The 23944-nt window shown below is 58.3% G+C and carries 24 protein-coding genes; 12 read left to right on the plus strand and 12 right to left on the minus strand.

Annotated features, from left to right (window positions below):
* Positions 1–134: 134 nt before the first annotated feature.
* A complete protein-coding gene (locus AC1ECK_RS15080) occupies positions 135–758 on the minus strand; it encodes a TetR/AcrR family transcriptional regulator (protein WP_480320636.1) in 624 nt (207 codons plus the stop codon).
* 289 nt (positions 759–1047) lie between these two features.
* Positions 1048–1611, minus strand: coding sequence for a shikimate kinase (locus AC1ECK_RS15085; RefSeq protein ID WP_480320413.1), 564 nt, complete (start codon positions 1609–1611; stop codon positions 1048–1050).
* Positions 1612–1921: 310 nt separating this feature from the next.
* Between AC1ECK_RS15085 and AC1ECK_RS15090 the strand changes: the two genes are divergently transcribed.
* Complete coding sequence (locus AC1ECK_RS15090; protein WP_480320415.1) at positions 1922–2674, plus strand: autoinducer binding domain-containing protein; 753 nt, start codon at positions 1922–1924, stop codon at positions 2672–2674.
* Here the strand turns inward: AC1ECK_RS15090 and AC1ECK_RS15095 are convergent.
* Together AC1ECK_RS15095 and AC1ECK_RS15100 are read right to left on the minus strand one after the other, a co-directional pair.
* Entirely contained in the window at positions 2671–3324 is a 654-nt protein-coding gene (locus AC1ECK_RS15095) for an acyl-homoserine-lactone synthase (protein WP_480320417.1), read from the minus strand. The two genes, AC1ECK_RS15090 and AC1ECK_RS15095, sit on opposite strands and share 4 nt — an antisense overlap.
* An 84-nt stretch (positions 3325–3408) precedes the next feature.
* Positions 3409–4110, minus strand: coding sequence for a PAS domain-containing protein (locus AC1ECK_RS15100; protein ID WP_480320418.1), 702 nt, complete (start codon positions 4108–4110; stop codon positions 3409–3411).
* Between the two features lie 495 nt (positions 4111–4605).
* On the opposite strand from AC1ECK_RS15100, the gene AC1ECK_RS15105 reads away from it, so the two are divergent.
* The 3 genes from AC1ECK_RS15105 to AC1ECK_RS15115 all read left to right on the plus strand — a co-directional run bounded on the left by AC1ECK_RS15105 (position 4606) and on the right by AC1ECK_RS15115 (position 7904).
* Positions 4606–4932: an antibiotic biosynthesis monooxygenase gene (locus AC1ECK_RS15105; RefSeq protein WP_480320420.1), complete on the plus strand. Its 327-nt coding sequence runs from the start codon at positions 4606–4608 to the stop codon at positions 4930–4932.
* Between the two features lie 112 nt (positions 4933–5044).
* On the plus strand, positions 5045–6265 hold the full coding sequence (locus AC1ECK_RS15110) for an FAD-dependent monooxygenase (RefSeq protein WP_480320422.1): 1221 nt from the start codon (positions 5045–5047) through the stop codon (positions 6263–6265).
* Positions 6252–7904, plus strand: a complete 1653-nt coding sequence (locus tag AC1ECK_RS15115) for a flavin-containing monooxygenase (RefSeq protein WP_480320424.1) — start codon at positions 6252–6254, stop codon at positions 7902–7904. The genes AC1ECK_RS15110 and AC1ECK_RS15115 overlap by 14 nt, the downstream gene beginning before the upstream one ends.
* 78 nt (positions 7905–7982) lie before the next feature.
* Here the strand turns inward: AC1ECK_RS15115 and AC1ECK_RS15120 are convergent, their stop codons facing one another.
* From AC1ECK_RS15120 to AC1ECK_RS15135, 4 genes are all read right to left on the minus strand, one after another.
* Positions 7983–9080, minus strand: a complete 1098-nt coding sequence (locus AC1ECK_RS15120; protein WP_480320426.1) for a 3-deoxy-7-phosphoheptulonate synthase — start codon at positions 9078–9080, stop codon at positions 7983–7985.
* Between the two features lie 349 nt (positions 9081–9429).
* Positions 9430–9798 carry a VOC family protein gene (locus tag AC1ECK_RS15125; protein WP_480320428.1) on the minus strand — a complete coding sequence of 123 codons (369 nt, stop codon included), beginning with the start codon at positions 9796–9798 and terminating at the stop codon, positions 9430–9432.
* A gap of 211 nt (positions 9799–10009) precedes the next feature.
* Positions 10010–10639 (minus strand): pyridoxal 5'-phosphate synthase, encoded by a 630-nt coding sequence (locus tag AC1ECK_RS15130; protein ID WP_480320430.1) that lies wholly within the window; start codon positions 10637–10639, stop codon positions 10010–10012.
* A 117-nt stretch (positions 10640–10756) separates the two neighbouring features.
* The gene (locus tag AC1ECK_RS15135) at positions 10757–11092 is read right to left on the minus strand and encodes a hypothetical protein (protein WP_480320432.1); all 336 of its coding nucleotides are present in this window, start codon (positions 11090–11092) and stop codon (positions 10757–10759) included.
* Positions 11093–11684: 592 nt separating this feature from the next.
* On the opposite strand from AC1ECK_RS15135, the gene AC1ECK_RS15140 reads away from it, so the two are divergent.
* From AC1ECK_RS15140 to AC1ECK_RS15170, 7 genes are all read left to right on the plus strand, one after another.
* Positions 11685–12458, plus strand: coding sequence for an autoinducer binding domain-containing protein (locus AC1ECK_RS15140; protein WP_480320434.1), 774 nt, complete (start codon positions 11685–11687; stop codon positions 12456–12458).
* A gap of 48 nt (positions 12459–12506) precedes the next feature.
* The gene (locus tag AC1ECK_RS15145; RefSeq protein WP_480320436.1) at positions 12507–12911 is read left to right on the plus strand and encodes a hypothetical protein; all 405 of its coding nucleotides are present in this window, start codon (positions 12507–12509) and stop codon (positions 12909–12911) included.
* A 941-nt stretch (positions 12912–13852) separates the two neighbouring features.
* Complete coding sequence (locus AC1ECK_RS15150; protein WP_480320438.1) at positions 13853–15793, plus strand: S53 family peptidase; 1941 nt, start codon at positions 13853–13855, stop codon at positions 15791–15793.
* Between the two features lie 274 nt (positions 15794–16067).
* Positions 16068–16319 carry a hypothetical protein gene (locus AC1ECK_RS15155; RefSeq protein ID WP_480320440.1) on the plus strand — a complete coding sequence of 84 codons (252 nt, stop codon included), beginning with the start codon at positions 16068–16070 and terminating at the stop codon, positions 16317–16319.
* 271 nt (positions 16320–16590) lie between these two features.
* On the plus strand, positions 16591–18132 hold the full coding sequence (locus AC1ECK_RS15160) for a methyl-accepting chemotaxis protein (RefSeq protein WP_480320442.1): 1542 nt from the start codon (positions 16591–16593) through the stop codon (positions 18130–18132).
* Between the two features lie 154 nt (positions 18133–18286).
* Positions 18287–18673: a hypothetical protein gene (locus AC1ECK_RS15165; RefSeq protein ID WP_480320443.1), complete on the plus strand. Its 387-nt coding sequence runs from the start codon at positions 18287–18289 to the stop codon at positions 18671–18673.
* A 533-nt stretch (positions 18674–19206) separates the two neighbouring features.
* The gene (locus AC1ECK_RS15170) at positions 19207–19932 is read left to right on the plus strand and encodes an OmpW/AlkL family protein (protein ID WP_480320445.1); all 726 of its coding nucleotides are present in this window, start codon (positions 19207–19209) and stop codon (positions 19930–19932) included.
* 131 nt (positions 19933–20063) lie between these two features.
* On the opposite strand, the gene AC1ECK_RS15175 is transcribed toward AC1ECK_RS15170, so the two are convergent.
* Positions 20064–20516: a hypothetical protein gene (locus AC1ECK_RS15175; RefSeq protein WP_480320447.1), complete on the minus strand. Its 453-nt coding sequence runs from the start codon at positions 20514–20516 to the stop codon at positions 20064–20066.
* Between the two features lie 329 nt (positions 20517–20845).
* Positions 20846–21304: a hypothetical protein gene (locus AC1ECK_RS15180; RefSeq protein ID WP_480320449.1), complete on the minus strand. Its 459-nt coding sequence runs from the start codon at positions 21302–21304 to the stop codon at positions 20846–20848.
* A 494-nt stretch (positions 21305–21798) separates the two neighbouring features.
* Between AC1ECK_RS15180 and AC1ECK_RS15185 the strand changes: the two genes are divergently transcribed.
* Positions 21799–22227: a YciI family protein gene (locus AC1ECK_RS15185; RefSeq protein ID WP_480320451.1), complete on the plus strand. Its 429-nt coding sequence runs from the start codon at positions 21799–21801 to the stop codon at positions 22225–22227.
* A gap of 186 nt (positions 22228–22413) precedes the next feature.
* On the opposite strand, the gene AC1ECK_RS15190 is transcribed toward AC1ECK_RS15185, so the two are convergent.
* Together AC1ECK_RS15190 and AC1ECK_RS15195 are read right to left on the minus strand one after the other, a co-directional pair.
* Positions 22414–22890 carry a DUF2501 domain-containing protein gene (locus AC1ECK_RS15190; RefSeq protein WP_480320453.1) on the minus strand — a complete coding sequence of 159 codons (477 nt, stop codon included), beginning with the start codon at positions 22888–22890 and terminating at the stop codon, positions 22414–22416.
* Positions 22891–23099: 209 nt separating this feature from the next.
* The gene (locus tag AC1ECK_RS15195) at positions 23100–23351 is read right to left on the minus strand and encodes a hypothetical protein (RefSeq protein WP_480320455.1); all 252 of its coding nucleotides are present in this window, start codon (positions 23349–23351) and stop codon (positions 23100–23102) included.
* Positions 23352–23944: the final 593 nt, after the last annotated feature.

The raw sequence follows: 23944 nt of genomic DNA on the forward strand, positions 1-23944 counted from the left end.
ACCATTGCAATTTCAATATGTAAACCGTCCAGGCGGTTTGTTTTTTGGATGAACCTTGGAGAAAAATGCCGGAGAGTGGCGATGGAAGTTCTGTCAGGAGCGCCCGTCACTGGCGCGCCCCATGGTTCGACCGCTTAGGTGCGTCGGGGTGAGCGGGTGGCGCGCGGTTTCTTTTTCGCCGCGGCAGGCGCCTCGGCTGGCGGCGACCACCTGCTCTCGTCGAGCAGGCACTCGAACAGACGTGCGCGGTCCTTGTCGGAGAGCGGGGACAGGCCAAGCCGCGCGGTGAAAAGCAGCCCCTGGGCGGCTGCCCAGCGCACCAGCGCCAGATCCGGGTCGGCCGCTTCAGCCTTGATATGCTTCATCTTTGCTCCGCCGCGCTCGCGTGTCGCGGCAAGCAGCACGGGATCTTCGACCAGCGCGGCAAGAATGGCAAAACCCCCGGCGGTGTGGTTGTTGGTGGCTTCGCGCATGGTTGCGATTTCCGCGGCGAGATGAGCCTCGGACTTCGTGGCGCCCTCGGTCGCCAGATACTGCCGGGAAAAGCTGTCGAAATGTTCGATGTCGTGCTCGAGCAACGCTTTCAGCACGTCGCCTTTGGTACGGAACTGATGCATCAGTCCGCCTTTGCTGATGCCGCTTTCTCGCGAAATGGCATCGAACGTGAGTTGCCCCGGGCCATCACGCGCAATGACGGTGAACGCCGCCTGAATGGCGGCCTGGCGGGAGCGTTCGGAACGTGTCGGATTATCCATGATGTCTCAGGTGCGGCTGCGCCGGTCACGAGCCGGGCGAGCCATCGCCAAGCTCGCCAGCGGCTGTTCACGCAGGATGGCGGTTCAGATGAGACGCAAGCCTAACACTCCCGATCGCGCAGGTAAACCGACTGGGTGGTTTGTAGTATGTCGACAAACCGAAGCCCTGAGATTGCCGGCTCGGCTTGCGCGAACGTCCTCTGCTATCGGTCTCCCCCGCCGGTGCGCAACGAATCCGCAGCCAACTGGCTCACCCGTGCCGCCCGGTCTTCAGCAGGCGCGCCCGGCACACCTAAATCGCTGCCGTCGCCCGCATGGCGTGCCACAGACTGTCGGCAACCTCGTTAGCGCAACGCCCTGCCGTCTCGACGATTACATCGGCGCAGTCGCGATACAAAGGATCCCTGATCGCATAAAGCGACTCGAGCGTCTGCAGCGGATTCCCGACATTGAGCAGCGGCCGGCCCGTGTCCGTACGCACGCGCTCCCACAACTGTGCCGGCTCAGTATGCAGATAGACCACCAGCCCGCGCGAGCGCAAGCGCTCACGGCTGGCCGCATCGAACACCGCACCGCCGCCGGTTGCGACGACAATGCCGGTACGCGCGGTCAGCTCGTCGAGCAGCAACGCCTCGCGCCGCCGGAACGCCGGTTCGCCCTCGTCGCGGAAAATATCGCGCACCGTCTTGCCGACACGCCGTTCGAGCTCGCGGTCGGCATCGACGAAAGCGAGCGCCGAGAGCGCGCCGAGGCGCGCGCCGATTGTCGTTTTGCCCGCCCCCATCATGCCGACGAGAACGAGACGCCGCGCGCGCGAAAAAGCGCCGGCTTGCTTATCGACTGAAGCGTTGTCCATCAAGCGTCTCCTCCTCGTCCTCGCTACCTTGACTAGCTTGCAATGCCTCGGAAATTCTAATGGGACGACTGAACGGCAGGCGATCGGGCCCGACGCAGTCCCCTGCAGAACTTTATAGGGGTGCGAAACAGATATGCGAAACACGGGTGCAAAACACTGCACCCGGCTACGGCTCGCGGCCTCATCCGGATATCCACATCGCATATCCGACGATGCGGCTACCACCGACCGCCATTCCGATATGATGCGCCGCGCGGCGCCCTGTTTGCGCGCCAATACCAATCTCATTGCTTGCTGACTCGAGGAAAAAATGGATAACTGGCGCGAAGACGTCATGGGCCGGATCGAACAGGCCCGCGACAATGCAGAAGTGTTTTCGGTTGTCGCAAGGAGTGCTCTCACCCTTGGCTTCGAATATTGTGCGTTCGGCATGCGCATGCCGATCCCGCTATCCCGGCTGCCGGTCTACCTGAAGAACAACTACCCGCTGCAATGGCAGCAGATCTACCGTGAAAACGGCTATCTGCGCGCTGACCCGACGGTCTCGCGCGGCCTCGGCTCAACGCTGCCATTCCTCTGGCCAACACCCGCGGCGAACGGCAGCGAGTTCTGGCAGGCCGCGTGGTCGCATGGTCTGACGCACGGCTGGGCACAGTCGGCACGCGACCCGTCCGGCGCCATCGGCATGTTCACCTTTGCACGCAGTCACACGCCCATTGGACGCGCAGAACTGGACGCGAACGAATCGCGCCTCGAATGGCTCACCCGCTTCGGCCACGCGGCCATGGCGCGTGCCCTCCTGCCCAGCACGCTGCCCGAGGTCTGCAACGGCTTGAGCGAGCGCGAGCGGGAAGTTCTGCTGTGGAGCGCGGAAGGCAAGACCGCTGCGGAGATCGGTTCGATCCTCGGGGTCGCCGAGAGCACGATCAACTACCACGTGACCAACGCGGTGAAAAAACTGCGCGCATCGAACAAGATTCACGCGGTCGCGAAGGCGGCGTTGCTGGGGCTGCTCTCTACCGGGCTCATCGGCACCGACGCGTCGATTGGCGCCTGGTGCTAACGCAAATCGGGCCGGTGCGCATCGGCTCCGGCCCGACATGCAGCAAGGCGCTCGGTCAGCCCCGCATGCCGGCTCGGCACCGGCACCGAGGATTCGCGGACATCGAGCGAAAACACCCGCAGCGCCTCTCCTTTGAGGGTGAGGCCCGGACCTTCCGCCACCAGCCGGATACCTTTGCGGCTATAGAGGCGCATCATGCCCGGCACCGCGAGCCCAATCAGTCGTCGCACCCGCCGGTCCGCCGCCTCCGCGATCACCGCGCGCAGCAGCATCGTCATCCAGTCGCCCGCCTCTTTATCCACGGACGCCGATTCGCGCTCATCCGACACCGCCACACGGGACAGCTCCCAAACGGACGGATCGGCGACGGCGCGCGTATCGGTTGAGTCCGGCAGCAGCTTTGGCAACAGATACGGCTCGGTGGTCGGCAGCAGGCGGGCACAGCCGCGAATCGTTCTCTTGTCGTCGAGCAGCATGACGTAAAGCGTATCGGCGCCGTCGAACTCGTCCCATTCGGTGTCGTCGTGCGGCGCGACCATCGGCAATTGCCATCCGAGACGCTTGACGAATACCTGATGCCGATAACGGCCAAGGGCGTCGATCAGATGAAGAGGAAGGGTTAGGCGGCTACCTGAAATGACGGTCGGCATGATCTTTAGGATGCGGTTTAGACCTGCATTACGATACCTGAGCGTAGCGCGTTGGCGACTATCAGTTCTTATAGGTGCGGTCGTTCAATCCGGCCCGAAAAGCGCCGCCGGCGTGATGTAGAAGTAGCCCATCTGAATAGCCTTTTCGATCAGCTCGGGCTTCGAGTCCACCATGAATTTGTCTTTCAGGGCATCAATGTGATGCTCAACGGTTCGCACCGAGATCGACAGCAGGTTTGCGATGCGCCGAGCCACCCCGCCGCGCAGCAAGTAGAACAACACTTCGGTTTCGCGCCGCGTCAGATCCAGCTCCTTGTCGCTGCCTTTAATCACGAACGTTCCGCGCGGCATGGACCTGGACGGACTCTGACGCCGCTCGCACTCATCTGCCTTGAGTCGCAGAATATCGCCGTTGATATTCGTGATGTCCGTGCCGTGCATCAGCACACCGCGAATATGCGTTTCGATGTCGAAGAACGGCTTCTTCACCACGAGGTAGGCTTTTACCTTTTGATCGGCAGCGTGGTAGACGTTGATGCTTTTAATCATTTCGCCGGTTTCCATCACAAACCTGTCCTGCTCGACATACGAATCGTCGTACGACCCGAAACCGGCAGGAAGATCCAGATGACGCAGTCCGCGTAGCGAAACGTCCTCGTCCAGCCCCATGGACTTCTTGAATTCCGAGTTTCCGTATAAAAACACCGACCCGGCATCCTTGCATGCACAAACGCCCGGCATCTGATCCATCAAACTCGAGAATGCCGAGCCGATCAGGTTACTCATCGCGCCCCTCTCCTTAAACGGTAAACAGAACACTGGGTCCGGATCGATACGAAAATGACTTGAAGTCATGTCTTGCCTAGCATACACGCTAAACACCAGAAATTATCAATCGCGCCCTGACTCCAGAGCGGTTCGGTACGGTCCTGATGGCTTTGCAACGCAATGCGCATCGCGTCAGCAAAACGCATTATGTATTTCGCATGCCTGCGTTTTGCATTGCGGATAAAAGTACGCTCCGCACCCGGCGTGCCATCACAAGATGGGTAGAAAGTACTGAGGCGTTTCGCCCGACGGCGGGCTATCTTTGGACCAAGAGGCATGCGTGTCCCCAACGTGAAGCGAATCGCTCCATTAGCTTGCAGGCACGCAATCCTCTTACCCGTTTTATATCCCGTAACCAGTGCGACTCACACCGGTAGTATGCGACGCGCCTGCCCGGCAGGCAGGTTGCATACAGCCCGACCGGGTCCACACGACTTCCGTCAGGAGCCAACCATGGCAAAGAACGAAGCGGTCATTAGCGCAGGCAAGGGTGTCACGTTCGTCAACATCATCGAAGTGACCCCGGACAACCAGGCCAAATTGATCGAGGTACTCAACGAGGGCGTCGAGAAGGTGATCCGCCATAAGGACGGCTTTATTTCGGCAAGCATCCTCGCCAGCAAGGACGGCACGAGCGTCATCAACATCGCGCAATGGGAAAGCCCCGCAAACGTGGCGGCCGTTCGCGAAGACCCGGCGGCTCAGGAATACGCGAAGAAGACCGCGGCGATCGCAAAGGCCGTGCCTAACCTGTACTCGGTGGTTTCCGTGCACGCCTGATGCATTTTTAACTACGGCATCCTGCATAAATTCGGCAAGCCGCGCCCCCGTTCGATGGCGGGGGCGTTATTGCGTTCGACCGATCTACCATGAAGCGCGCTAACGCCAAATCATGACAACTACCATTGATACCGACGTTTTGATAGTGGGAGGAGGCATCGGTGGGCTTTCTACAGCGCTAGCGCTGCATGCCCAAGGCGTTCACGACCTGCTGGTCATCGAGGCTGCCAATCCGATCCGCCCGTTAGGTGTAGGCATCAACATTCAACCCGCGGCCGTCGCCGAGCTCTACGCGCTTGGCCTGAACCGGGCGCTGGAACGCTCCGGCATCAAGACGGAGCGAGTCGCTCATCTGGATGAGAACGGCACGCTCCTGTGGAGCGAACCCCGTGGCCTGCCGGCCGGCAGCCCGTATCCGCAAATATCGATTCACCGGGGCGCCCTCGAAATGTTCCTGCTGCGAGCCGTCAAGGGCAGGCTTGGGCGAAACGCGGTCCGCACGGGCATCCGGCTACTTTCTTTCGTCGAAGACAGTGGCGACTCGGTGTGCGCCATCGCTATCGATCAATCGACCGGCAAGGAAGTGCAGTTTCGCGCCAAGGCGCTGATCGGGGCCGACGGTATCCATTCCGCCGTTCGGGCTCAGCTCCAGGGTGACGGCAACAAGGTAATTCCCACACCGGTCACGATGTGGCGCGGCGTGACCGAATTCGACCGCTTTCTGGACGGCCGGACGATGATCGTCGCCAACGACGTCTACACGACACGGCTGATCGCATACCCGATTTCCGGCGAGCATGCCAGGCGCGGCACCGATCTCGTCAATTGGGTTTGCATGGTATCCACGCACGCGCGCGAGCACCTCAATCGTCCCGACTGGACCGAACTCGGAAAACTGGAAGATATCCTCCCGTATTTTTCTCACTGGCACCTCGAAGCGCTCGACATTGAAGACCTGCTGAGCCGAAGCCGGACCATTCTGCAATATCCGATGGTGGATCGCGACCCGCTGGAACGATGGGGAAGCAACCGGGTGACGCTGCTCGGCGATGCCGCCCATCTTATGTATCCGGTTGGTGCGAATGGCGCCTCCCAGACGATCCTGGATGCCTCCACGCTCGCCTTCGAAATTGCCCATCAGAAAGATGTTGCCACCGCCTTTGCGAACTACGAAAGCGCCCGACGCCCCGCCACCAGCAAAGTCGTGATCGAGAACAGACATAGAGACCGCGCCGAGCGAGCCGCTTCCGTATCCGGCTCGAGCAACGAAGCAAAAGCGGCCGCTGTAAAAGACCTGGTGAGCCGCTACAGGCAAAACGTTGAAGGCCGATAAATCTTTCTTCAATCCTCCCATGGAGACAGACTTGAGCAAACCCCAACATCGTCTTGACGCCGTAGTGATCGGTGCAGGCTTCGCCGGAATCTATGCGTTATACAAGCTCCACGTTCAACTCGGACTGAGCGTTCGGTGCTTCGAGAAAGGCAGCGGCATCGGCGGGACATGGTTCTGGAATCGCTACCCGGGCGCCCGTACGGACACGGAGACGCGCGTCTACCGGTACTCGTTCGACAAGGAAATCTACGACGCCTGGAACTGGCGCAGCCGCTTCGCCAACCAACCCGAAGTGTTGAACTATCTTCGCGCGGTCACCCGGCACTATGAACTGGACGAACACATCTCGTTAAACACGTCCGTCAAATCCGCAATCTACGACGAGCGCTCGCAGGAGTGGACGGTCACCACTGCCGATGGCGACACCTACACCTGCAAGTATCTGATTAGCGCTATCGGCGTTCTTTCCAAGCTGAACACGCCGGATATTCCCGGCCGCGAGAAATTTCGCGGAACCATCGTCCACACGGGAAACTGGCCGGAAAACCTGAGCGTCGAGCAAAAGAAGATCGGGGTCGTCGGCACCGGGTCGACCGGCGTCCAGCTCATTTCCGCCGCGGCGAAATCGGCGCAGCACGTGACCGTATTTCAGCGCTCCGCTCAGTATTGCGTGCCGGCCGGCGACGATCTGATCGACGAGCAGGAAATCGCCGACTACCGGGAAAAGTTCGACGAGGTATGGGAGAACATCAGGGACACGAGGATTGCCTGCGGTTTTCCCGAGAGTCAGGTTTCGGCGCTGAGCGTATCGCCCGAAGAGCGGGAAAGGGTCTTCGAGGAAAACTGGCAAGTCGGCACCGGATTCCGCTTCATGTTCGGCACCTTCTCCGACATTGCAAGCAATGAAGAGGCGAACCGCGAGGCGACGAACTTTATCGAAGGAAAGATCCGGGAGATCGTCAAAGACCCCGAAACGGCGCGCAAGCTCATTCCGGACGAACTCTATGCCAAGCGCCCGATCTCCATCAACAACTACTATCAGATCTACAACCAGCCCAACGTCTCGCTGATTTCGCTGAAGGACACCCGCATCGTCGAGTTTACGGAAACCGGCTTGCGAACGGACGACGGCAAGGAGCATGAACTCGACATCCTGGCCCACGCGACCGGCTTCGACACGATCATCGGAAGCTTCAGGGATATCGAAATTCGCGGTCTGAACGGCCTGGAATTGCAGCAGCACTGGAAGGATGAAGCGACGAGCTACATGGGCGTCGCCACGGCGAATTTCCCGAACTTCTTCATGGTTCCTGGACCCAAGAGCGTCTTTTGCAACATCCCGCCCGGAATCGAAGCACAGCTCGACTGGATTGCACAGTTGATCAGGAAAGCCGAGAACGCCTCCGCCGCGGCGGTTCGTGTGACGCCCGCTGCAGAACAGGAATGGACCACGATCTGCAATACGTTTGCGGCGTACACGCTGTTGCCCAAGGTCAAGTCCTGGATCTTCGGGGCTAACGTCCCCGATGCAAAGAGTCAGACCTTGTTCTATTTCGGTGGTCTCAACAGTTACCGTCACGCATGGTCTGAATTGTCGAAAGACAGCTTCAAAGGTTTTCTCTTCGAAAGCAGCAGGTAGTCTCGCCCTTCTGCCAGGGCAACTGGCGAGCTCCCGCGTTCTCTGGGAGCGTCGCCATGCCCGAAGCGAACGCCTAAGTTACACCGAAATCTGATCGTATTGCGCCCTAGCTGCAAGGTTCCTTGCACGCCGACGGGCCCGCACAGCGGATGCCAACGTGTCGAGACATTCAACCGTGTCTCCCCAACCGATGCAGCCGTCCGTGATGCTCTGCCCATACACGAGCGGAGTATCCGTTGCGACATTCTGTTTGCCAGCGACCAGATTCGACTCGATCATGACGCCCGCGATACACTCGTCGCCATCCGCCACCTGGGCTGCGATCGACTCGCACACGGGTAGCTGATTCTCGTGGTTCTTCCCGCTATTGCCGTGACTCGCGTCGATTACCAGGTATGGCGGCAATCCGCATGATCCGAGAGATCGACACGCTTCCTCGATGCTTTGCGCGTCGTAATTCGGTTGCTTCCCGCCGCGCAGGATGATGTGACAGTCTGGATTGCCCGCCGTTTGCGCCCTGACGAACTCGCCGCCCGTGTCGGCCGCGAGAAATACATGCGCGCGGCTTGCCGCGCGGATCGCATCGATCGCGACCTGCACATTGCCTTGGGTGCCGTTCTTGAAGCCAATCGGACAAGGCAGTCCCGACGCCAGTTCGCGATGGATCTGCGATTCCGTCGTGCGCGCGCCGACGGCGCCCCAGCTCACGAGATCGGCCAGATAGTGCGGCGTCGCGAGATCAAGAAACTCGCAGGCGACCGGCAAGCCAATCGCCGTGATATCGAGCAACAACTGGCGCGCGAGCCGCAGTCCATGGCCGATCTCGCAACTTCCGTCAAGAAATGGATCGTTGATCAAGCCCTTCCATCCCACCGTGGTTCTCGGCTTCTCGAAGTAGACCCGCATTACGATCTCGAGATCGCCACGGAACTGATGCCGGCGTTCTACGAGGCGTTTTGCGTATTCGCGTGCGCTATACGGGTCGTGGATCGAGCAAGGCCCAACGACGACGAGCAGCCTGTCGTTTTTGCCATGCAAGATATCCGCCACGTCTTTGCGCGCATGGGACACACACTGTTCGCCCGCTTCGTCGCTGCTGTATAGCTGCTTCAACTCCGCTGGCTGGTCAATCCTGATACTTTTCACCCACCGCCGATCGCTCGCCGTTGATAACATTTGAACTACTCCCAGTATCGAAAAACATCATAAATAGCGGCTTAATCTGTATAGCTGCGTGAAAAACTATATGAATTTAAAAAATGAAGATTTCGCCGCAGGCGTTCCGGGGCGTCACGATGACCCTGCCATCGTGGCGCCGGGACCGGTTTTCATGTGTAAGACGTAGATTGACGACGCTCGGGCTATCCCGGCGACAGTTCATTGTCGACGCGTTGAGTGACTCGCCGCTAGTGCTCAGGTATGGGTTTTCACCAGGAGACCCCGCACTTTCGCTAGGGCGCCGCTATTACCGCATGGGGAGCGTTACGGCGGTAGCGGTGCATGGTGAAAATTGAGCCTGCTCTGCTCAATTATCAGGAGTACAGACCCTGATTCGATGTTCGTCAGGATCGAGCGCCACAAAGGTCAGGCCAAAGACGGCGAACGCCGGCGGCTGTTCGATCGTCACTCCGTCCGCGCACCACGCCTCGTAAGTCCTGTCGACTTCCGCGTCATCCTTGACCATAAAGGCAATTTCGGAAAGATTCCCGATCCCCGTCGAGACAAAACCAGGCGCCGCGGTGGACCAGAGTCCCAAGGTCATACCGTTATCGAGCTCAAAAGCGACATAGTCAGGAAAGGATGCAACCGGTGCTTTCTTGAACAGCTTCTCGTAGAAGCGGCTGCTTCTGGCCGGATCCCGGACGTACAGCAACACAAGATTGAGCGTTGGCATGATAGGCGCTACGGTGAATGCACTTCGTTTGAGCGAGGTGTCGTGTGGCTTGACGGACAGGTGCGGCTTCTCCGCAATGCGCTGCCTATCGGAGGCGGGGAGGCGGCGAACCCAGCAGCGTCGATCAGGACCGCGGCAGGGTTAGCTTCAATCGTTCGGACGCCGAATTCCCCGGCAACCTGTAGGGTTACCGTTATTCGCGCAGCGTTCACTAAGGTTGAAGCCTGCGAGTGCTCCAGCCGGATGGCGTCGCGTCGTAACGCAGGCGGCCATGCAGCCTGTCGCGCGCGGCCTGCCAAAATTCGACGATCGAGGGACGGAGTGCATAACCGATCCAGTTCGCGGGCCTCGGCAGCGGGGTCCTCAAACTCGCCAGGTGCTGCGCCTCGAGACGCAGCGCCTGCTCATCCTCCAGCGTCTCGCTCTGGCGCGAAACGCTGGACATCGGATAAGTCTCAGGCGAGCGCCTCACCCATAGAGCATCAGACTCTTCGTCCAGGATGGGTGCAATCGGGCCGGACAGGGTCACCTGCTGCTGGATCTCGCGCCAGTAGAACACACCCGAGGCCCAGCCCAACGCAGCGATTTCGCGACCCTTCTGGCTGTGTGCGTGAGTTGCGAAAACGAGGGAATCACGCGTGATGTCGAGCACCTGGACAATGCGGTTCGACGCATGGGCATCGGGCCCGGTGGTGGCCAACGCCATGGCACCCGGTTCTCGCACCTGAAGTTTGCGGGCCCGCTCGACCCATACCTGGAGAAGTGCAATGGGATCGGCCGGAGCGTCGTTGAAAATCGACGTGTCTAGCTGATCTTCGAGGGAATCGTCGTATCGATCCATAAACGGAGTGTCCTCAGGTTGATAGTCTCTTTCATCATTCGGGGCAACAAAGGCGGCTTTGCTGGAAGTGGGAATACGCAACCATTTCAGGAGGCGATGCAATACCGTAGTGGCTCATCAACGAACATCCTTGAACGCTTCGTCAACCAGCCAGTGCCGCGTAATGTGCTCTTCGATGAGTGCCTCCACATCGAATGTCACGCGTACACTCGGTGGATAACCGATTAGCTCGGTGGCCCGATTGGGCGGCAACGGCTGACTCATCGCTTCAGGTGAGTCCCAGATCACCACTGCCCCCCACAGATTGCTCGCGCGGTCCGAGATCCATGCCTTGGAATGCATACCGGATACGGCCTCCCATGGACTCACGCCTTCCGCGTTTAGAGAGCCTCGCAGCGAATCGACAGTCTGTTCGGACTTTTCCAGATTCCACCAACTGATCGTCGCCTTCATTTGGCACGTATCCTTTTGATACTCAAAGCGATGTTGTGAAAGACGCCATCGGCCGGCAGCGATGGCTTCATGTGGCCTTGAAATGCACGGCTTCGGCTTCCGGATGGATGTGCAGCGCGGCGTGCTCCACATTCGCAGACACGCACCGTGCTCCTGTTCGACAATCGGTGGTGTCGCGTTGCCTCTGCGGCTGCGTCGATACAGCGCCTGATTCGCGCGGCACGCTAGTTCAATGCCTATAAACCATTGAATGGTCGCACCTAAGTGTCGACATGCCCATGCTGAGACGACGCCAGCACTATCAGTGTTGATAGGGGCTCCCGAGCAGGCGCCGGACTAGCAGCGCGAGCCATATGCCGCACGAATGCGACACAGCGTGAACGCGAATGCGAAATCGGCTAGATCGGTTGTCATATTTCTGACGTCGCTATCCATGCACTCTATACGCACTATTTGCATGATAGATTCGCGTTCTGTGCGATAACCCAATTACCGGCACGCGTCACTCAATTCAATAGGCGATGAATTTATTCGTATTGCATTTTTATACAATAAAAGATGCCGAATTGATGTCTTTGGATATCGAATTTTTATGAATCAATTGAGTTCGTATAACGAACCTTTCAAGGAGCGCAATGTGAATTCTGACTTATCGCTTTGGTGGCGCGACGTGTCTACCAGCTTCAGTCAAGTGGTCACCGAGGCGTCGCTGCTCGAACAGATGCAGCACTTTGGAAAGCGACTCGGATTCGATTACGTCGCCGTCGGCGCAAAAGGGATGGCGATCACGGGAAAACACGACGCTGCGCAGATCATCTCCAACTACCCGCCCGCATGGCTGGACCGTTACATGCATGCGGGATATCTGGCGATCGACCCGACGGTACGAATTGGCGCGCGCAGTCGCAACGCAATAATCTGGAGCGATGCAATTTTCTCGAAAGCGCACGACCTATGGTCCGAAGCGCAGGATTTCGAATTACGCGCCGGCGTGGCTCAATCATCATGGGCAAGAGGTGGAGTATTTACTCTATTGACACTGGCGAGAAGCCAGAGTCCGGTTACGTCGATCGAAGCACACGAATTGCAACCTCATTTACTGATGCTGGCTGAATTCGTTACGTCAAAACTGCAGAATCTGATCGACAGCGAAAATTCGAAACGATATCGGCATCAGTTGTCGCCGCGGGAAATCGAAGTCTTGAAATGGAGCGCGCAGGGAAAAACGACCTATGAACTATCGGCCATGCTGGGTGTGGCAAGTGCTACCGTACAGTTTCATGTGCAGAACGCCAAGCGGAAGCTGGGTGTGACCACAAAGACCCAAGCCACCGATTATGCGAGACGTTTAGGCCTCATCGATTGAGACCGGCCGTCGGCGTTGCGAAAGCCGTCGTTACTACAGGGTAGCCACATGGACAAGACGCTGGACGAGATCGACAAGCTGATCGCGGCCTTCTACTCTGCGTTTGACAACCGCGCTGGACGAGCGCCCGCCATCTCGGCGCTGCTCACGATGTTTACGCCTCGCGCGACGATCGCGCGAATCGGACCGGACGGCGTCGACGAGTGGAATCTGGAGTCGTTCGTCGAGCCTCGGCAAAAGCTACTGACAGACGGCCAGTTACGTGATTTCCATGAATGGGAGATAGAGGCGAAGACCATCGTGTCGCACGATATCGCCTCTCGCCACTCCCGCTATCAAAAGACCGGCACGCTCGCAGGTGCCCCGTATGCCGGAAAGGGAATCAAGTTCATCCAGCTCTGCAAGGTAGCGGGAGCGTGGAAGATCAGTTCAATTCTTTGGCAGGACGTCTGAGGGTTCCTCCCCAAAGCCTAGGCATCTCGCGTTCTGATGCGGATTTAACAATCCCCTGCGATCTTCCTGTATCGATTACTGCGATTCCGCATATATTTACATTAAGCTTTCTTATAATTACAAAATACACCGAAGAATATTTCAAAAAACTCCAAGTCCTATCAAAAAAAGTTTGACAGTAAGATTTCTTCCTCCTATCTTTTGAGCACTCAAATCCCATTTGTTATCTCTTTATTACCCTTTGCATCTACCAGCGAGGCTCACCGATAAACCATGCACTACGCATTGTCGTGCGGATAAATAGCATCCGGTAAATTTTTCCATCTTGGCGGCATTATTTACCATACCCACCTCTTTGCCTCGGTGGTTTGTGGCAAGTCGCGAATAGAGAAGATTTATTCTCCGAATAAAGATATATCCATTTTTGCTTTGGTGAGTCTGACGAATTGCGGAGAACGTAGAAGCCATCCGGCTTGCTGGCCAGGTGACCGGGTTATTTCGCCAACTGAAAGAAGTTGAATAGAGCAACGCAGCAGATAGCACCGCGCTCGAATCCGTAGATCGTATTGCAACCACCTTTATCAGGGCGGCTGGCGGTTCTATGCGGAATCATATTATCTTGTATCGATGCATTTATAGCTTATAGCATTCCTAACTTTGTAAAATTTCCCCGGAATGGTTCATGATGATCCGCAAGTCAAGAATTATCGGGATGCTTCGATACGAATAAATTTCCCGCCCCTGCCCTATTGGCCAATGAGGCGGCTTTTATTCATACATTACATTTTCATTAAGGAGAAAAACCATGCCGAATTGAGGTACCAGGCAATTGCCATGCTAAAGCGTCGGATTGCCTGTTTTCAGTGTGCGCTATACGAGTTGCATCATGCTTTCAATGCATCGATATGTCGGTTCTTTGCCACTATCCTGGAGCTCAAACAATGAAGAAGGTTATGCAAGTCAATAGTGTATTTTCCAGAGACTTCGCCAAGGCGCTGCTTCCCCTGGCCATTGCCGCCACCCTGATCCCAGTATCTGCCCAGGCGGCAGATTCCTGGGTATCGACCCGGACCGGTGCTTTCCTCGTGCCCTCGGCACAAGCTGCCGGCACGGCGGTGCAATCCCAGGCCAGCAATGCCGCCGTGGCGTCCGGCGGTTACACGCTCAGCAACACCGCGGCCGAACCGATCAACAGCCTGGTGAGCCCGCTTGAAATAAGCCAGCCGCTGCATATCACCGTGGTGTTGAAAGGCCGTAACGAAGATCAGCTCGATGCGTTTCTAAGCGAGCTTAACCAGCGGGGTAGCGCGAATTACCATAAATATCTGACGCCGCAGCAGTTCAACGCCCGCTTCGCACCAACCGATGCGCAGGTTCAGGCGGTTGTCGCTCATCTGAAGGCCAACGGTTTCACCAACATCACCGTATCGCCGAATAACAGGCTGGTTTCGGCGGACGGCAACGCCAACAATGCGCAGAACGGTTTTCACACGAGCCTGAAGCGCTTTACCTATCGCGGCAAGCCGGCTTACGCCAACGATTCGGCGGCGTCGATTCCGGCGTCCTTGAGTGCGTCCGTGGATTCGGTGCTCGGTTTGCAGAACGCAGTTGTGCCGCACCGGTTGAATCATCGTGTGGTGCCGGCCAATCTGGCCATTGAACCCGAGCAAACCAGGACGAACGCGGCGGCCGCACAGGTCGGGCACCAACCGACCGACTTCGCGAAGATCTACGACGCGAGTGGATTGCCAGCCGCCACGAACACCACGGTGGGCATCATTACCTGGGGTGACATGACCCAGACGATTTCCGATCTGAACACCTTCACCGCGAATGCCGGTCTGCCCACCGTGAACACGGCGGTGGTAGCGGGAGGCCAGGGTACGCTCGCCGACGACGGCGATCCGAGCGAGTGGGATCTCGATAGCCAGGACATTGTGGGCACCTCGGGCGGAGTCAAGCAACTGATTTTCTACGCCGCCGTCAACGGCGACAGCAACGACAGCGGCCTGACCGACGCGACCTTGACTGCGGCCTACAGCAAGGTCGTGACCGACGATCTGGCCAAAGTCATCAACGTCTCGTTAGGCGAGGATGAATCGGCGGCGAACTCGGATGGCTCGGTGGCAGCCAACGATGCCGTCTTCAAGCAGGCAGTGGCTCAAGGTCAGATCTTCTCCATAGCAGCAGGCGACGCCGGCGTGTATCAGTGGTCCACGTCGCCGCAAGGGGCACCCGGCTATATCGGCACCTACAACGGAAGCAGCATCCAGACGACCATCAACCTCTCGAAGTACAGCGTGTCGTCGCCGGCCAGCTCACCGTACGTGGTCGCGGTAGGCGGTACGACCTTGTCGACCACCAATACCACCACGTGGGCCGGCGAAACGGTCTGGAACGAAGGTGTGGCCTATGCCGACCTCGACAGCAGCGGCAACCCCGTCGACAACGCCGTGCGTATCTGGGCAACCGGGGGTGGTGTCAGTCTGTTCGAAGCCGCGCCGAGCTGGCAAACCGCGGCATTGGGAAGTTCGGTCACCAAACGGGTCGTGCCGGACGTCGCGTTCGATGCGGCTTCGGCAACCGGTGCTTACATCGTCATCAATGGCCAGCCGAATCAACAGGTTGGCGGCACGAGCCTCGCTTCGCCGATTTTCGTCGGCGGCTGGGCTCGTGTCGAATCGGCCCACAGCAACAGCCTGAGCTTGCCGACGGCCGGTTTTTATCAGACCTTCCCGAGCAACAAAACGGCTATCCACGATGTGACGTCAGGCAACAACGGCTATAGCAGCCATGGTTACAACGCCAAGGCCGGTTTTGACGACGACACCGGATTTGGCAGCCTCGACTTCACCAAGCTGAGCACATCGCTCACTCCATGATGGCGGTACGCCGTTAGCTGTTCCTTCGTCCCGGGAGGGATGGCTGCGGCATTCAGCGTACTTGCTGGAGTGAACACCCCTTTTCGAAGGGGTGTTTTTTTCGCTCGTTTCCGATGCGGAGAACCGCAATGAAATTCTCCGGCATACGCCCACCTTGCCGGTACCTATCGGCCCTCCTCCCTAGGCGAAGGACCAATCGTTGATGAACAGCGTGCTTGTCGTATCCGCCCCGGTTGCATGCTACGATTCTTTCAAATTCCAGATGGAGACTGCCATGTGGGACAAGATCGAACATGACGGATACGAAGTGTGGGTCCTACCGATCCTTGCATACGGTCCACCGGCTCCGGACACCTTGTGGCACTACACAGGCTATTTCTGCCGCCATGGTGCGGACGCTCATCTTGCTGGGCAAAGCATTCGCTTTGAGGAACTGGTCGCCACGTTTCGCAGTGAAGAATTAGCCCGTGAAGCTGGATATGTAGAAGGCAAGCGGCGCATCGACATGATTCAGAAAGACGCTTGACCCACACGGCACACTGGCAGTCCGGCCCAATCCGTTCGTGCGTCACGCCGGCTCCATAGCCTCATACCGACTCGTAGCCAGGCGGTAACTCAAGCATCGATCCCTCCGCTGAAACGCGCTCTCGCGAACGCCTGAGACAAGAGAGCTCGCACCCAACCGCCCGCCCCGAACTCCCGCTGCAGGAAGGGTTTGCCCTGGGTTCTGGCGACTGAAGAAGTGCCCCGATAATGCCGATAAATGTACTAGTTAGTTACCATTTTGGGGCGTGGGCGTGAAACTCTCTACGAAGTTATTGGCGCTGGTGATCGCGGCGCTGCTCGGCGTCGCGCTTTTGACGGTGACAGCGCTGCAGACCTTGCGCAGTTCGCTGGTCGATAGCCGGCGCGAACAGATCGTCATTCTCCTGACGAAAGCCGAGCACGTGGTCAACTATTACCGCGATTTGCAGGCGCGCGGCGTCATGACCTGCGATCAGGCGCAACAGGCCGCCAAAGACACGGTTGCGCAACTCAATGCCAATACCCAAAGCTACTATTGGGTCACCACGTCTGACGGGGTCAACCTCGTGCATCCGATTGCCCGCTTCATCGGCACCAGGGCGAAGGGCAATAAAACCACCACGGGGCTGACCGATAGCGAGGCGTATCGCCAGGGCATGGCGGCTACGCATATTGCCCTCGTTGACGTGCTCGTGAAGCGCACCCCGGACGCGGAACCCGTGCCCAAGCTGCAGGGCGTCGTCGCGATTCCGGACTGGGACTGGTGGATCGGCACAGGCTTCTTCTACGATGACATCAATGCGGCCTTCAACAAGCTGGCGACGCTTCTCGGCTCCATTGCGGCGCTCATTTTCGCAGCCGTCGGGGTGCTGGCCTGGGCGGTGACACGTAGCGTCAACCGGACGCTTGGAGGCGAGCCGGCCTACGCCGCCCACATTGCCTCGCAAATCGCGGGCGGCAATCTCGACATCGAAGTGGAGATGCGTCACGCGCACCCGGGCAGCCTGCTCGGCGCGCTAAGCGACATGAAATCGAAACTGGCCGCGATCGTTGCAGAAATCCAGGCCGCCAGTCATTCCATTGCGACGGGCTCCAGCGAAATCGCCCAGGGCAACCTCGATCTGTCGCAACGCACCGAGGAGCAGGCGGCATCGCTGCAGGAAACGGCGGCCAGCATGGAGCAGATCACCGCGACCGTCAAACAGAATGCGGACAATGCGCGGCACGCCAATGTGCTCGCCGGCCAGGCAACTGAAGCGACTGCCCGCGGCGGCGCAACAGTCAAGGAAGTGATCGGCACGATGCATCAGATCGCGAACGAGTCGGGCAAGATTGCCGAGATCACTTCGGTAATCGAAACGATCGCGTTTCAGACCAATATCCTCGCACTCAATGCAGCCGTCGAAGCCGCGCGAGCCGGCGAGGAAGGCCGTGGTTTTGCGGTGGTGGCGAGCGAAGTGCGCGCGCTTGCGCAACGCAGCGCCGCGGCGGCCAAGGATATCAAGAGTCTGATTCAGGCATCGGTCACCAACGTCAGTGACGGTACGCGACTCGTCGAAGTGGCCGGTGACCGTATGACCGAGATCGTGCAATCGATTGACCGGGTAACCGGCATCATGGGCGAGATTTCCGCCGCGTCGGACGAGCAGAGCACCGGTATCGAGCAAGTCAGCCGGGCCGTATCGCAGATGGATGAAGTCACGCAACAGAACGCCGCTCTGGTGGAGCAAGCGGCAGCCGCGGCTTCATCGCTCGACGAACAGGCTGGGCGCCTGCGCTCCGTCGTCGGGGTGTTCCGGCTGGCGGCGCGCTAACGCGGAGCGTCGGCCGGCCGCGCACCGTCGCCGACGCAGTCATCGCCTCCATTCAGAAACCAGCCTGTGAGAAACAAGGTGTAAGGTCGGGGTAAAAAACTTTGTTGTCCTGCGTGAGTCTGTAGTCACCGTTAACACCACGAATTGACTCGACATGCGCGCACCAATAGTTGGGATTGTCCTTGCAGCATTTTTTTGCGCGCTCGCGGTGGCGTCGTGTGATCCAGAGACAACCGAGGATTTCATCTTCAATGACGAACAGTACGGCGCGGATCAGCAAGGAACATGTCTCGAACGTGCGCACTACCCACTAGGTTTCTGGACCACTGTTCACGACGACTTCTACCATGGCTTCGGAAGATTGCAAGCTACGTACGATCGCTACCACTTCCACTACGTCGACAAGATCGATGCCGCAACGACGCTGCCTATAGAAAGGCTGGCGCTCAAGGAAACGCAACCTCCACCTGGGCAACCGGATCGCCCGACTCCCGCTGTACCTGCAGGCATTTCAGAAGCGTCGCGAACCGGTCAGCCGTAAGCGTCGTGCAGTTTCCGGCCACGTTCTCATCCTCATGCCGGGACGCGAGCCAATCGAACCCATGCGCCGGCTCGCACGTCTATCAAGCACACTTGCGTTCTCGCCATACAGGCTGTCTCCCTGTATCGCACGTGCCTTCCAGTCACGCTGCCCACAGCGCAGGCACGTAAGGAAAGAGAAGGAAGTCGACGCGCACATCTTCGCGATAGTCCTTGCGCATAGCGTTTCCGCTGCGGTTAAATAAGCTCGTGTTGCATGCAACGCCGCGACACAAGGTAATTTTCCTCCCAAAAGGCAACCGGAAGCCCACTCTAACCAGTGGGCTTTTGGCTTTGGCCGATTCCCTTTCACTGAATATGGCTCCACATATTCAAAGCACTGCAAACTGATATTGAAGCGCCTGGCGGCTCGCCAAATCCTTACCAAATTTCAGAGACAACACTCAACGGATCGGATAGCGAATCGAACGATCGTGCGCATAGAATCACCTCTGATTCACAAACAAAACTGTTTGAAACAGAGGAGACAAGGTGATGCAGACTCGAGTATTCGGTTTAGCGGCGGCATTGTTAGTGAGTACTGCCGCACAAGCACAGAGCGCCGGCGATTTCGTCGCGAATCTCGGCTGGTTCCATCTCGCGCCGCAGGACTCGAGCAAACCGCTCACGGTCAACGCAGTCGGCACGAGCGTAACGGAGGCTAACACCGGTGCGTCGGTTGACGATTCCGATACGTTCGGTATTACGGGAACCTATTTTTTCACCGATCACATCGCCACGACAGCGGTATTTGGTGCGCCGCCGAAGTTCCATTTGAACGGTACCGGCTCGCTTGCCGCGCTCGGGCAACTCGGCTCTGCATACGAATGGAGCCCGACGCTGCTTCTGAAGTACTACTTCAACGATGCGCAGAGTCACTTCCGTCCCTACGTTGGCGCGGGTGGATCATACGTCTGGTATAGCGGAGTCAAATTGAGCCAGGCAGTATCGAGCGGTAGTTTTCTTTACTCGTCAGCCTACGGAAGCGAGCTGGAGGGGACGACCACGGCGAAGCTGAGCAGCTCGTTTGCACCGGTCGTCAATGCCGGGTTTTCCTATAACATCGACAAGCACTGGTCGGTAGATGTCTCGTTGTCGTATATGTGGCTGTCGACGCGGGCGACTCTGACTACGCACTCCGCGGCCGGGACAGTGACGAGTAGCACGAAACTCAAGCTCGACCCGATCATCTCGTTTGCCTCTATCGGGTACCGGTTTTAACGATGCTCCACATTGCTCGATGCAATGTGGAGCGGTTGGAAACCGCACAATCAGGATGCCGTCACGACGACGGCCGGTAGCGCGACTATAGCGGCCATCTAATGCGTTCTATGAAAGGGCCAACCTCAGCTCTACTGTTTCACAAAGAGCAGATCGCAACGCCGTGTGCCAAGCCTTTTGCCTGTTCCACCGGTCGCGTCGAAATGTGCGTCGGCATCAAACCCGTAGGGTGTGAGCGGCTTCGCCCCACCCATCGTATATGCCGGTGAGCCTGTCAGTCCCTCGGCATCGAGGCGCGCATTGCCGTCCTGCCCGATCTGGCCGTCGAGCGACAGCCATCCGCGGGTGTTGCGCGTACCCTGTTCGCCATGCAGCACGCTGTCGGAGACAGTCGCCGTGAAGTGATATGTGTAACCCCAGACGCCCTCTTCCGTGTTCGGGCACGTGAGCGTGACGTTCCAGTTGCCATCGAAGGGTCCGGCAGCGCGTGCCTGCCCGCCGAGCACGACAATGCCAAGGACCAGGGCTGCCACCCGGGTGGCGCCTGGCATCAGTCGCTGCCGGAACGCTCGAATTCCGTCCATGGGCGCCCCTTTCATGTGATCACCGCGCTGATGCCCCCAACCGGGCGATGCGTTGCAATCACATTAGTGTCGGGTCCGCCCGCGGACAACTCACTTTCACCGTGGAGCGTGGGTTGTCACACATGTTGGCTCGCACCAGGCGCGCTGCCTTGGGACGCCCTCACCCGTGCGGAGCGCGTAAACAAGACGGTGACGCACCCAACCAAAGCGGGCTGCGCGAGCGGCCCGACGCTGTTTGAACTTGCGTGCACGCCGGCGACGGAAACATTCGAAAGCTGTTCGCCGTTCGGCATCTGGCGCATGTTCATCGCGCCATTCGGTCCCGTCGGCTAGCGGTGATGCTCGTCGAATTTGCGGGTCAAAATGTTCCAGAGTTCACTCGCTGTTTCAACGGATTCCGCAGAATCGGGGGTATACGGCAACTCGTTGTCGTCGATGTTGAGAATAAACTCGCCATCCACCTCGGCACATCTGGCTATGACGGGAATGAAGATGCTTCCGAGGGATGCAGTGTCGATCAGCGCCTTGAAGCTCAATCCAAATCTGAGTGTCGTGTCGTTAGGAAAGTCGCTCAATTCGGTTGGCTGAATCAGACTTGCAGATGAACCATCGTACTCGCACAATGCTAGTGCTTCGGGAAGCCCGAGCGGGATCTCTGCATACGAGCGCACATGATCAATGAGAAAGGCCGCCGCCCGACGAAGCTGATACTCGTTGCGCTCCCTCTTGATTCGCGCGGCCTCGAACCTCTGCCTGACGCTTTCGACATAGTTTCCGTATGTAGACATTCCGTAATCCCCGTTATAGTGAAGCGCTAGTCTAATCGAATGATGTGGCCGTGCAATATCGCCTTGACCTTCTGCACAAGGCGGGACTTTCCGCGCGCTAAAAGTCGGTGTCGGCATCGTCGGGCGGTTGACCGATGCCAAACTCATCGCTCGCGCCCCGGCGCCGGCGGCCTTCGTATAACCCGAGAGAAGGCGATCGCGCAAGGCCTTGAATTATTGCGATTTTTGGTGCAGTTTGAGCGCTGCATTCCGCGCGCGTTTTCACGCGGCCTCGGCCAGCGTCAGGTAGACAAGTGAGCCGTCCGCCTTGACTTCGAAAGCCGGCACGGGACACCGCGGCGTCGGCGAGCCTCTCCTGATGCATGTCGAACCGGAAAGTGGAAAATCTTGGTGCTGCATGTCGATTTCCCGGACAATCAATCGTCGTGCTGTTGAAGGCAGCGATTGCCTTTCAACACGAATCTGGAATTCATCATATTTTTTAGGAGCATGCAATGCGTGTGATGGTCATTGTCAAAGCGACACCCGAATCCGAAGCGGGCCAAATGCCCAGCATGGAACTCCTCACGGCCATGGGGCAATACAACGAGGAATTGGTCAAGGCCGGCATCATGCAGGGTGGTGACGGGCTGAAGCCAAGCTCGCAAGGCGTTCGCGTGAGGTTTTCCGGGAAGGATCGAACGGTGGTCGACGGCCCGTTTGCCGAAGTGAAGGAACTCATCGCCGGATACTGGATCTGGCAAGTCCAGTCGATGGACGAGGCGGTCGAATGGGTCCGCCGCTGCCCGAACCCGATGACAAGTGACTCGGAGATTGAAATCCGCCCGTTTTTTGAGCCGGCCGATTTCGGTGAAGCCTTTACGCCGGACCTTCAAGATAAAGAGAAGCGTCTGCGGCAGGAAATCGACGCGCACACCCGCTGAACCGCCGATCCACACAAGAGAAACGGCAAGGAACCCGGCTTCGGCCGGGTTCCTTGCGCACGTCATCAAGATATAGCCTTCAATATTTCGTACATCCAACCGAGGGAAATCAACCTCATCCCAGTGCGGCCAGGAAGACGACCCTGCAGGCAATCAGCACTCCCGCAGAATTTGAGCTTGCGATACCTACAGCATCGATTTGCCCTGGTCGAGGATCTTGTCGCAGATCTGCTTGGTGAGTTGCTGCTTGACGCCATCGCCGCTGAGGCTCAGCTTCTGGCCGCTGCCTGTGTCGACAATACCGTTGGCACCGTCGGTGTAGCTGCTATTGGAATTCGACGCACCACCCGGAAGCTTGCTCATCAGCGAATCCTTGACCGACGACGCACTGTTGCCGCCCAGATAGTTATTCTTGATGCAGAACTGCAGCACGCCCGCGACGTTGCTGCTGTTGCTGGACGTCACCGAGCCACCGGACAGCGCACTACCGAGACTACCGAGACTCCCCGACGCAGTGCCACCGGTCAAGCCGCCGAAGCCTGAAGACGAACCGTTGGTGCCTTGGTTGAGCAGGTTGCCGAGTTGGGCGTGAGCTGCGGAAAACGGGATCGACAGTCCGATCAACGTTGCCGCAGCCACGGCGCAGTGCATGTGTACTTTCATAGATTCCTCCAGTAGGTAACTGCATACAGTTGCAGGGGCAAAGCCTGGCCACCCCTGCGCACTGACACAGTGCGTATCAAGCCGATGTTCCGGCAAAGCTGGCCGCAGGGATATCGATACGCACTGCTCGAGGATGTGCGGCGTGACGCGTCAGACCATCACGAGGGCCCGCACAAGGCAGAGAGCGCGGATGTCGAATCATGCGTCCGTCAGTGATCCTCTTGATGGTGGTCGTCATCGTGGCGATCGCCATGGTCACGGTGCGGGTCCCGATCACCAGGATGATTTCGCATCCAGTCGTCGTGCGCCCAGTAACGATGGCCATCATAGTACTGATCCCCATGCCATCCAATTGTGATTCCAACGGGTACAGGCGCAATACCCCCGGGGCCCTGGACGATACAACCAGAAAGGCTGATTCCAAGGCTCGCAAGCAATGCGGTCGCGACTAGAGTTTTCATGCTGTTCCCCCCAAAGGTTTTAAAACAGACGGTGGATGCCGTGCTTCTCCCAACGTGCCAAGACCATCCTCGTTGACTGCTTTCCAGATCGCTAACCATAATTAACAGTTGCCTCACTTCGCTGCGTCATGGCCGCACTTGAGCATTCAAGCGCCCACCGTCCCGCAATGGGAAAGCAGTCAGAGCGCCAGAGCGGCGAATCGCGCGCGCCTTGAGCAGCCTGATCAAAACTGCACGGGCTTGCTCACGCTGCGCCGGCATCAGGTGAGCCAGCTTCGTGTTCAGCGTCACCTGTCACTCATCCCATGCACGAGAAGGATTCGAATTCGGCGGGATTGAATTTGCAGGTTTCATAAGCCTCACGATAACGTGGAAACCGGCCTCCGACCACCGGTTTATCGGTTCGGTTTCTTCCGCGTCACGGCAATATTGCGCGAGGGACAGCTTCTGGCCCAGGACGCAAGCTCATCTTCGCCAGTCGAACGGACGTTTGCAGGCGCGAAGCCACGGCCTGCACGTCCGGATTTTGGGCTGCCCATCGTGAGCTCGCCGAACTCGAACGCATCATGCTTGTTGTCCGGTCACGCCTGGCT

This window comes from Paraburkholderia sp. SSBN10T, assembly GCF_056619545.1.

What these genes read in the sequence shown, in the direction of transcription:
- AC1ECK_RS15085 (WP_480320413.1), bottom strand. Translation starts at nt 1,611, where the DNA reads ATGGACAACGCTTCAGTCGATAAGCAAGCCGGCGCTTTTTCGCGCGCG.
- AC1ECK_RS15090 (WP_480320415.1), top strand. Translation starts at nt 1,922, where the DNA reads ATGGATAACTGGCGCGAAGACGTCATGGGCCGGATCGAACAGGCCCGC.
- AC1ECK_RS15095 (WP_480320417.1), bottom strand. Translation starts at nt 3,324, where the DNA reads ATGCCGACCGTCATTTCAGGTAGCCGCCTAACCCTTCCTCTTCATCTG.
- AC1ECK_RS15100 (WP_480320418.1), bottom strand. Translation starts at nt 4,110, where the DNA reads ATGAGTAACCTGATCGGCTCGGCATTCTCGAGTTTGATGGATCAGATG.
- AC1ECK_RS15105 (WP_480320420.1), top strand. Translation starts at nt 4,606, where the DNA reads ATGGCAAAGAACGAAGCGGTCATTAGCGCAGGCAAGGGTGTCACGTTC.
- AC1ECK_RS15110 (WP_480320422.1), top strand. Translation starts at nt 5,045, where the DNA reads ATGACAACTACCATTGATACCGACGTTTTGATAGTGGGAGGAGGCATC.
- AC1ECK_RS15120 (WP_480320426.1), bottom strand. Translation starts at nt 9,080, where the DNA reads ATGTTATCAACGGCGAGCGATCGGCGGTGGGTGAAAAGTATCAGGATT.
- AC1ECK_RS15125 (WP_480320428.1), bottom strand. Translation starts at nt 9,798, where the DNA reads ATGCCAACGCTCAATCTTGTGTTGCTGTACGTCCGGGATCCGGCCAGA.
- AC1ECK_RS15130 (WP_480320430.1), bottom strand. Translation starts at nt 10,639, where the DNA reads ATGGATCGATACGACGATTCCCTCGAAGATCAGCTAGACACGTCGATT.
- AC1ECK_RS15135 (WP_480320432.1), bottom strand. Translation starts at nt 11,092, where the DNA reads ATGAAGGCGACGATCAGTTGGTGGAATCTGGAAAAGTCCGAACAGACT.
- AC1ECK_RS15140 (WP_480320434.1), top strand. Translation starts at nt 11,685, where the DNA reads ATGAATCAATTGAGTTCGTATAACGAACCTTTCAAGGAGCGCAATGTG.
- AC1ECK_RS15145 (WP_480320436.1), top strand. Translation starts at nt 12,507, where the DNA reads ATGGACAAGACGCTGGACGAGATCGACAAGCTGATCGCGGCCTTCTAC.
- AC1ECK_RS15150 (WP_480320438.1), top strand. Translation starts at nt 13,853, where the DNA reads ATGAAGAAGGTTATGCAAGTCAATAGTGTATTTTCCAGAGACTTCGCC.
- AC1ECK_RS15155 (WP_480320440.1), top strand. Translation starts at nt 16,068, where the DNA reads ATGTGGGACAAGATCGAACATGACGGATACGAAGTGTGGGTCCTACCG.
- AC1ECK_RS15165 (WP_480320443.1), top strand. Translation starts at nt 18,287, where the DNA reads ATGCGCGCACCAATAGTTGGGATTGTCCTTGCAGCATTTTTTTGCGCG.
- AC1ECK_RS15170 (WP_480320445.1), top strand. Translation starts at nt 19,207, where the DNA reads ATGCAGACTCGAGTATTCGGTTTAGCGGCGGCATTGTTAGTGAGTACT.
- AC1ECK_RS15175 (WP_480320447.1), bottom strand. Translation starts at nt 20,516, where the DNA reads ATGGACGGAATTCGAGCGTTCCGGCAGCGACTGATGCCAGGCGCCACC.
- AC1ECK_RS15180 (WP_480320449.1), bottom strand. Translation starts at nt 21,304, where the DNA reads ATGTCTACATACGGAAACTATGTCGAAAGCGTCAGGCAGAGGTTCGAG.
- AC1ECK_RS15185 (WP_480320451.1), top strand. Translation starts at nt 21,799, where the DNA reads ATGCGTGTGATGGTCATTGTCAAAGCGACACCCGAATCCGAAGCGGGC.
- AC1ECK_RS15190 (WP_480320453.1), bottom strand. Translation starts at nt 22,890, where the DNA reads ATGAAAGTACACATGCACTGCGCCGTGGCTGCGGCAACGTTGATCGGA.
- AC1ECK_RS15195 (WP_480320455.1), bottom strand. Translation starts at nt 23,351, where the DNA reads ATGAAAACTCTAGTCGCGACCGCATTGCTTGCGAGCCTTGGAATCAGC.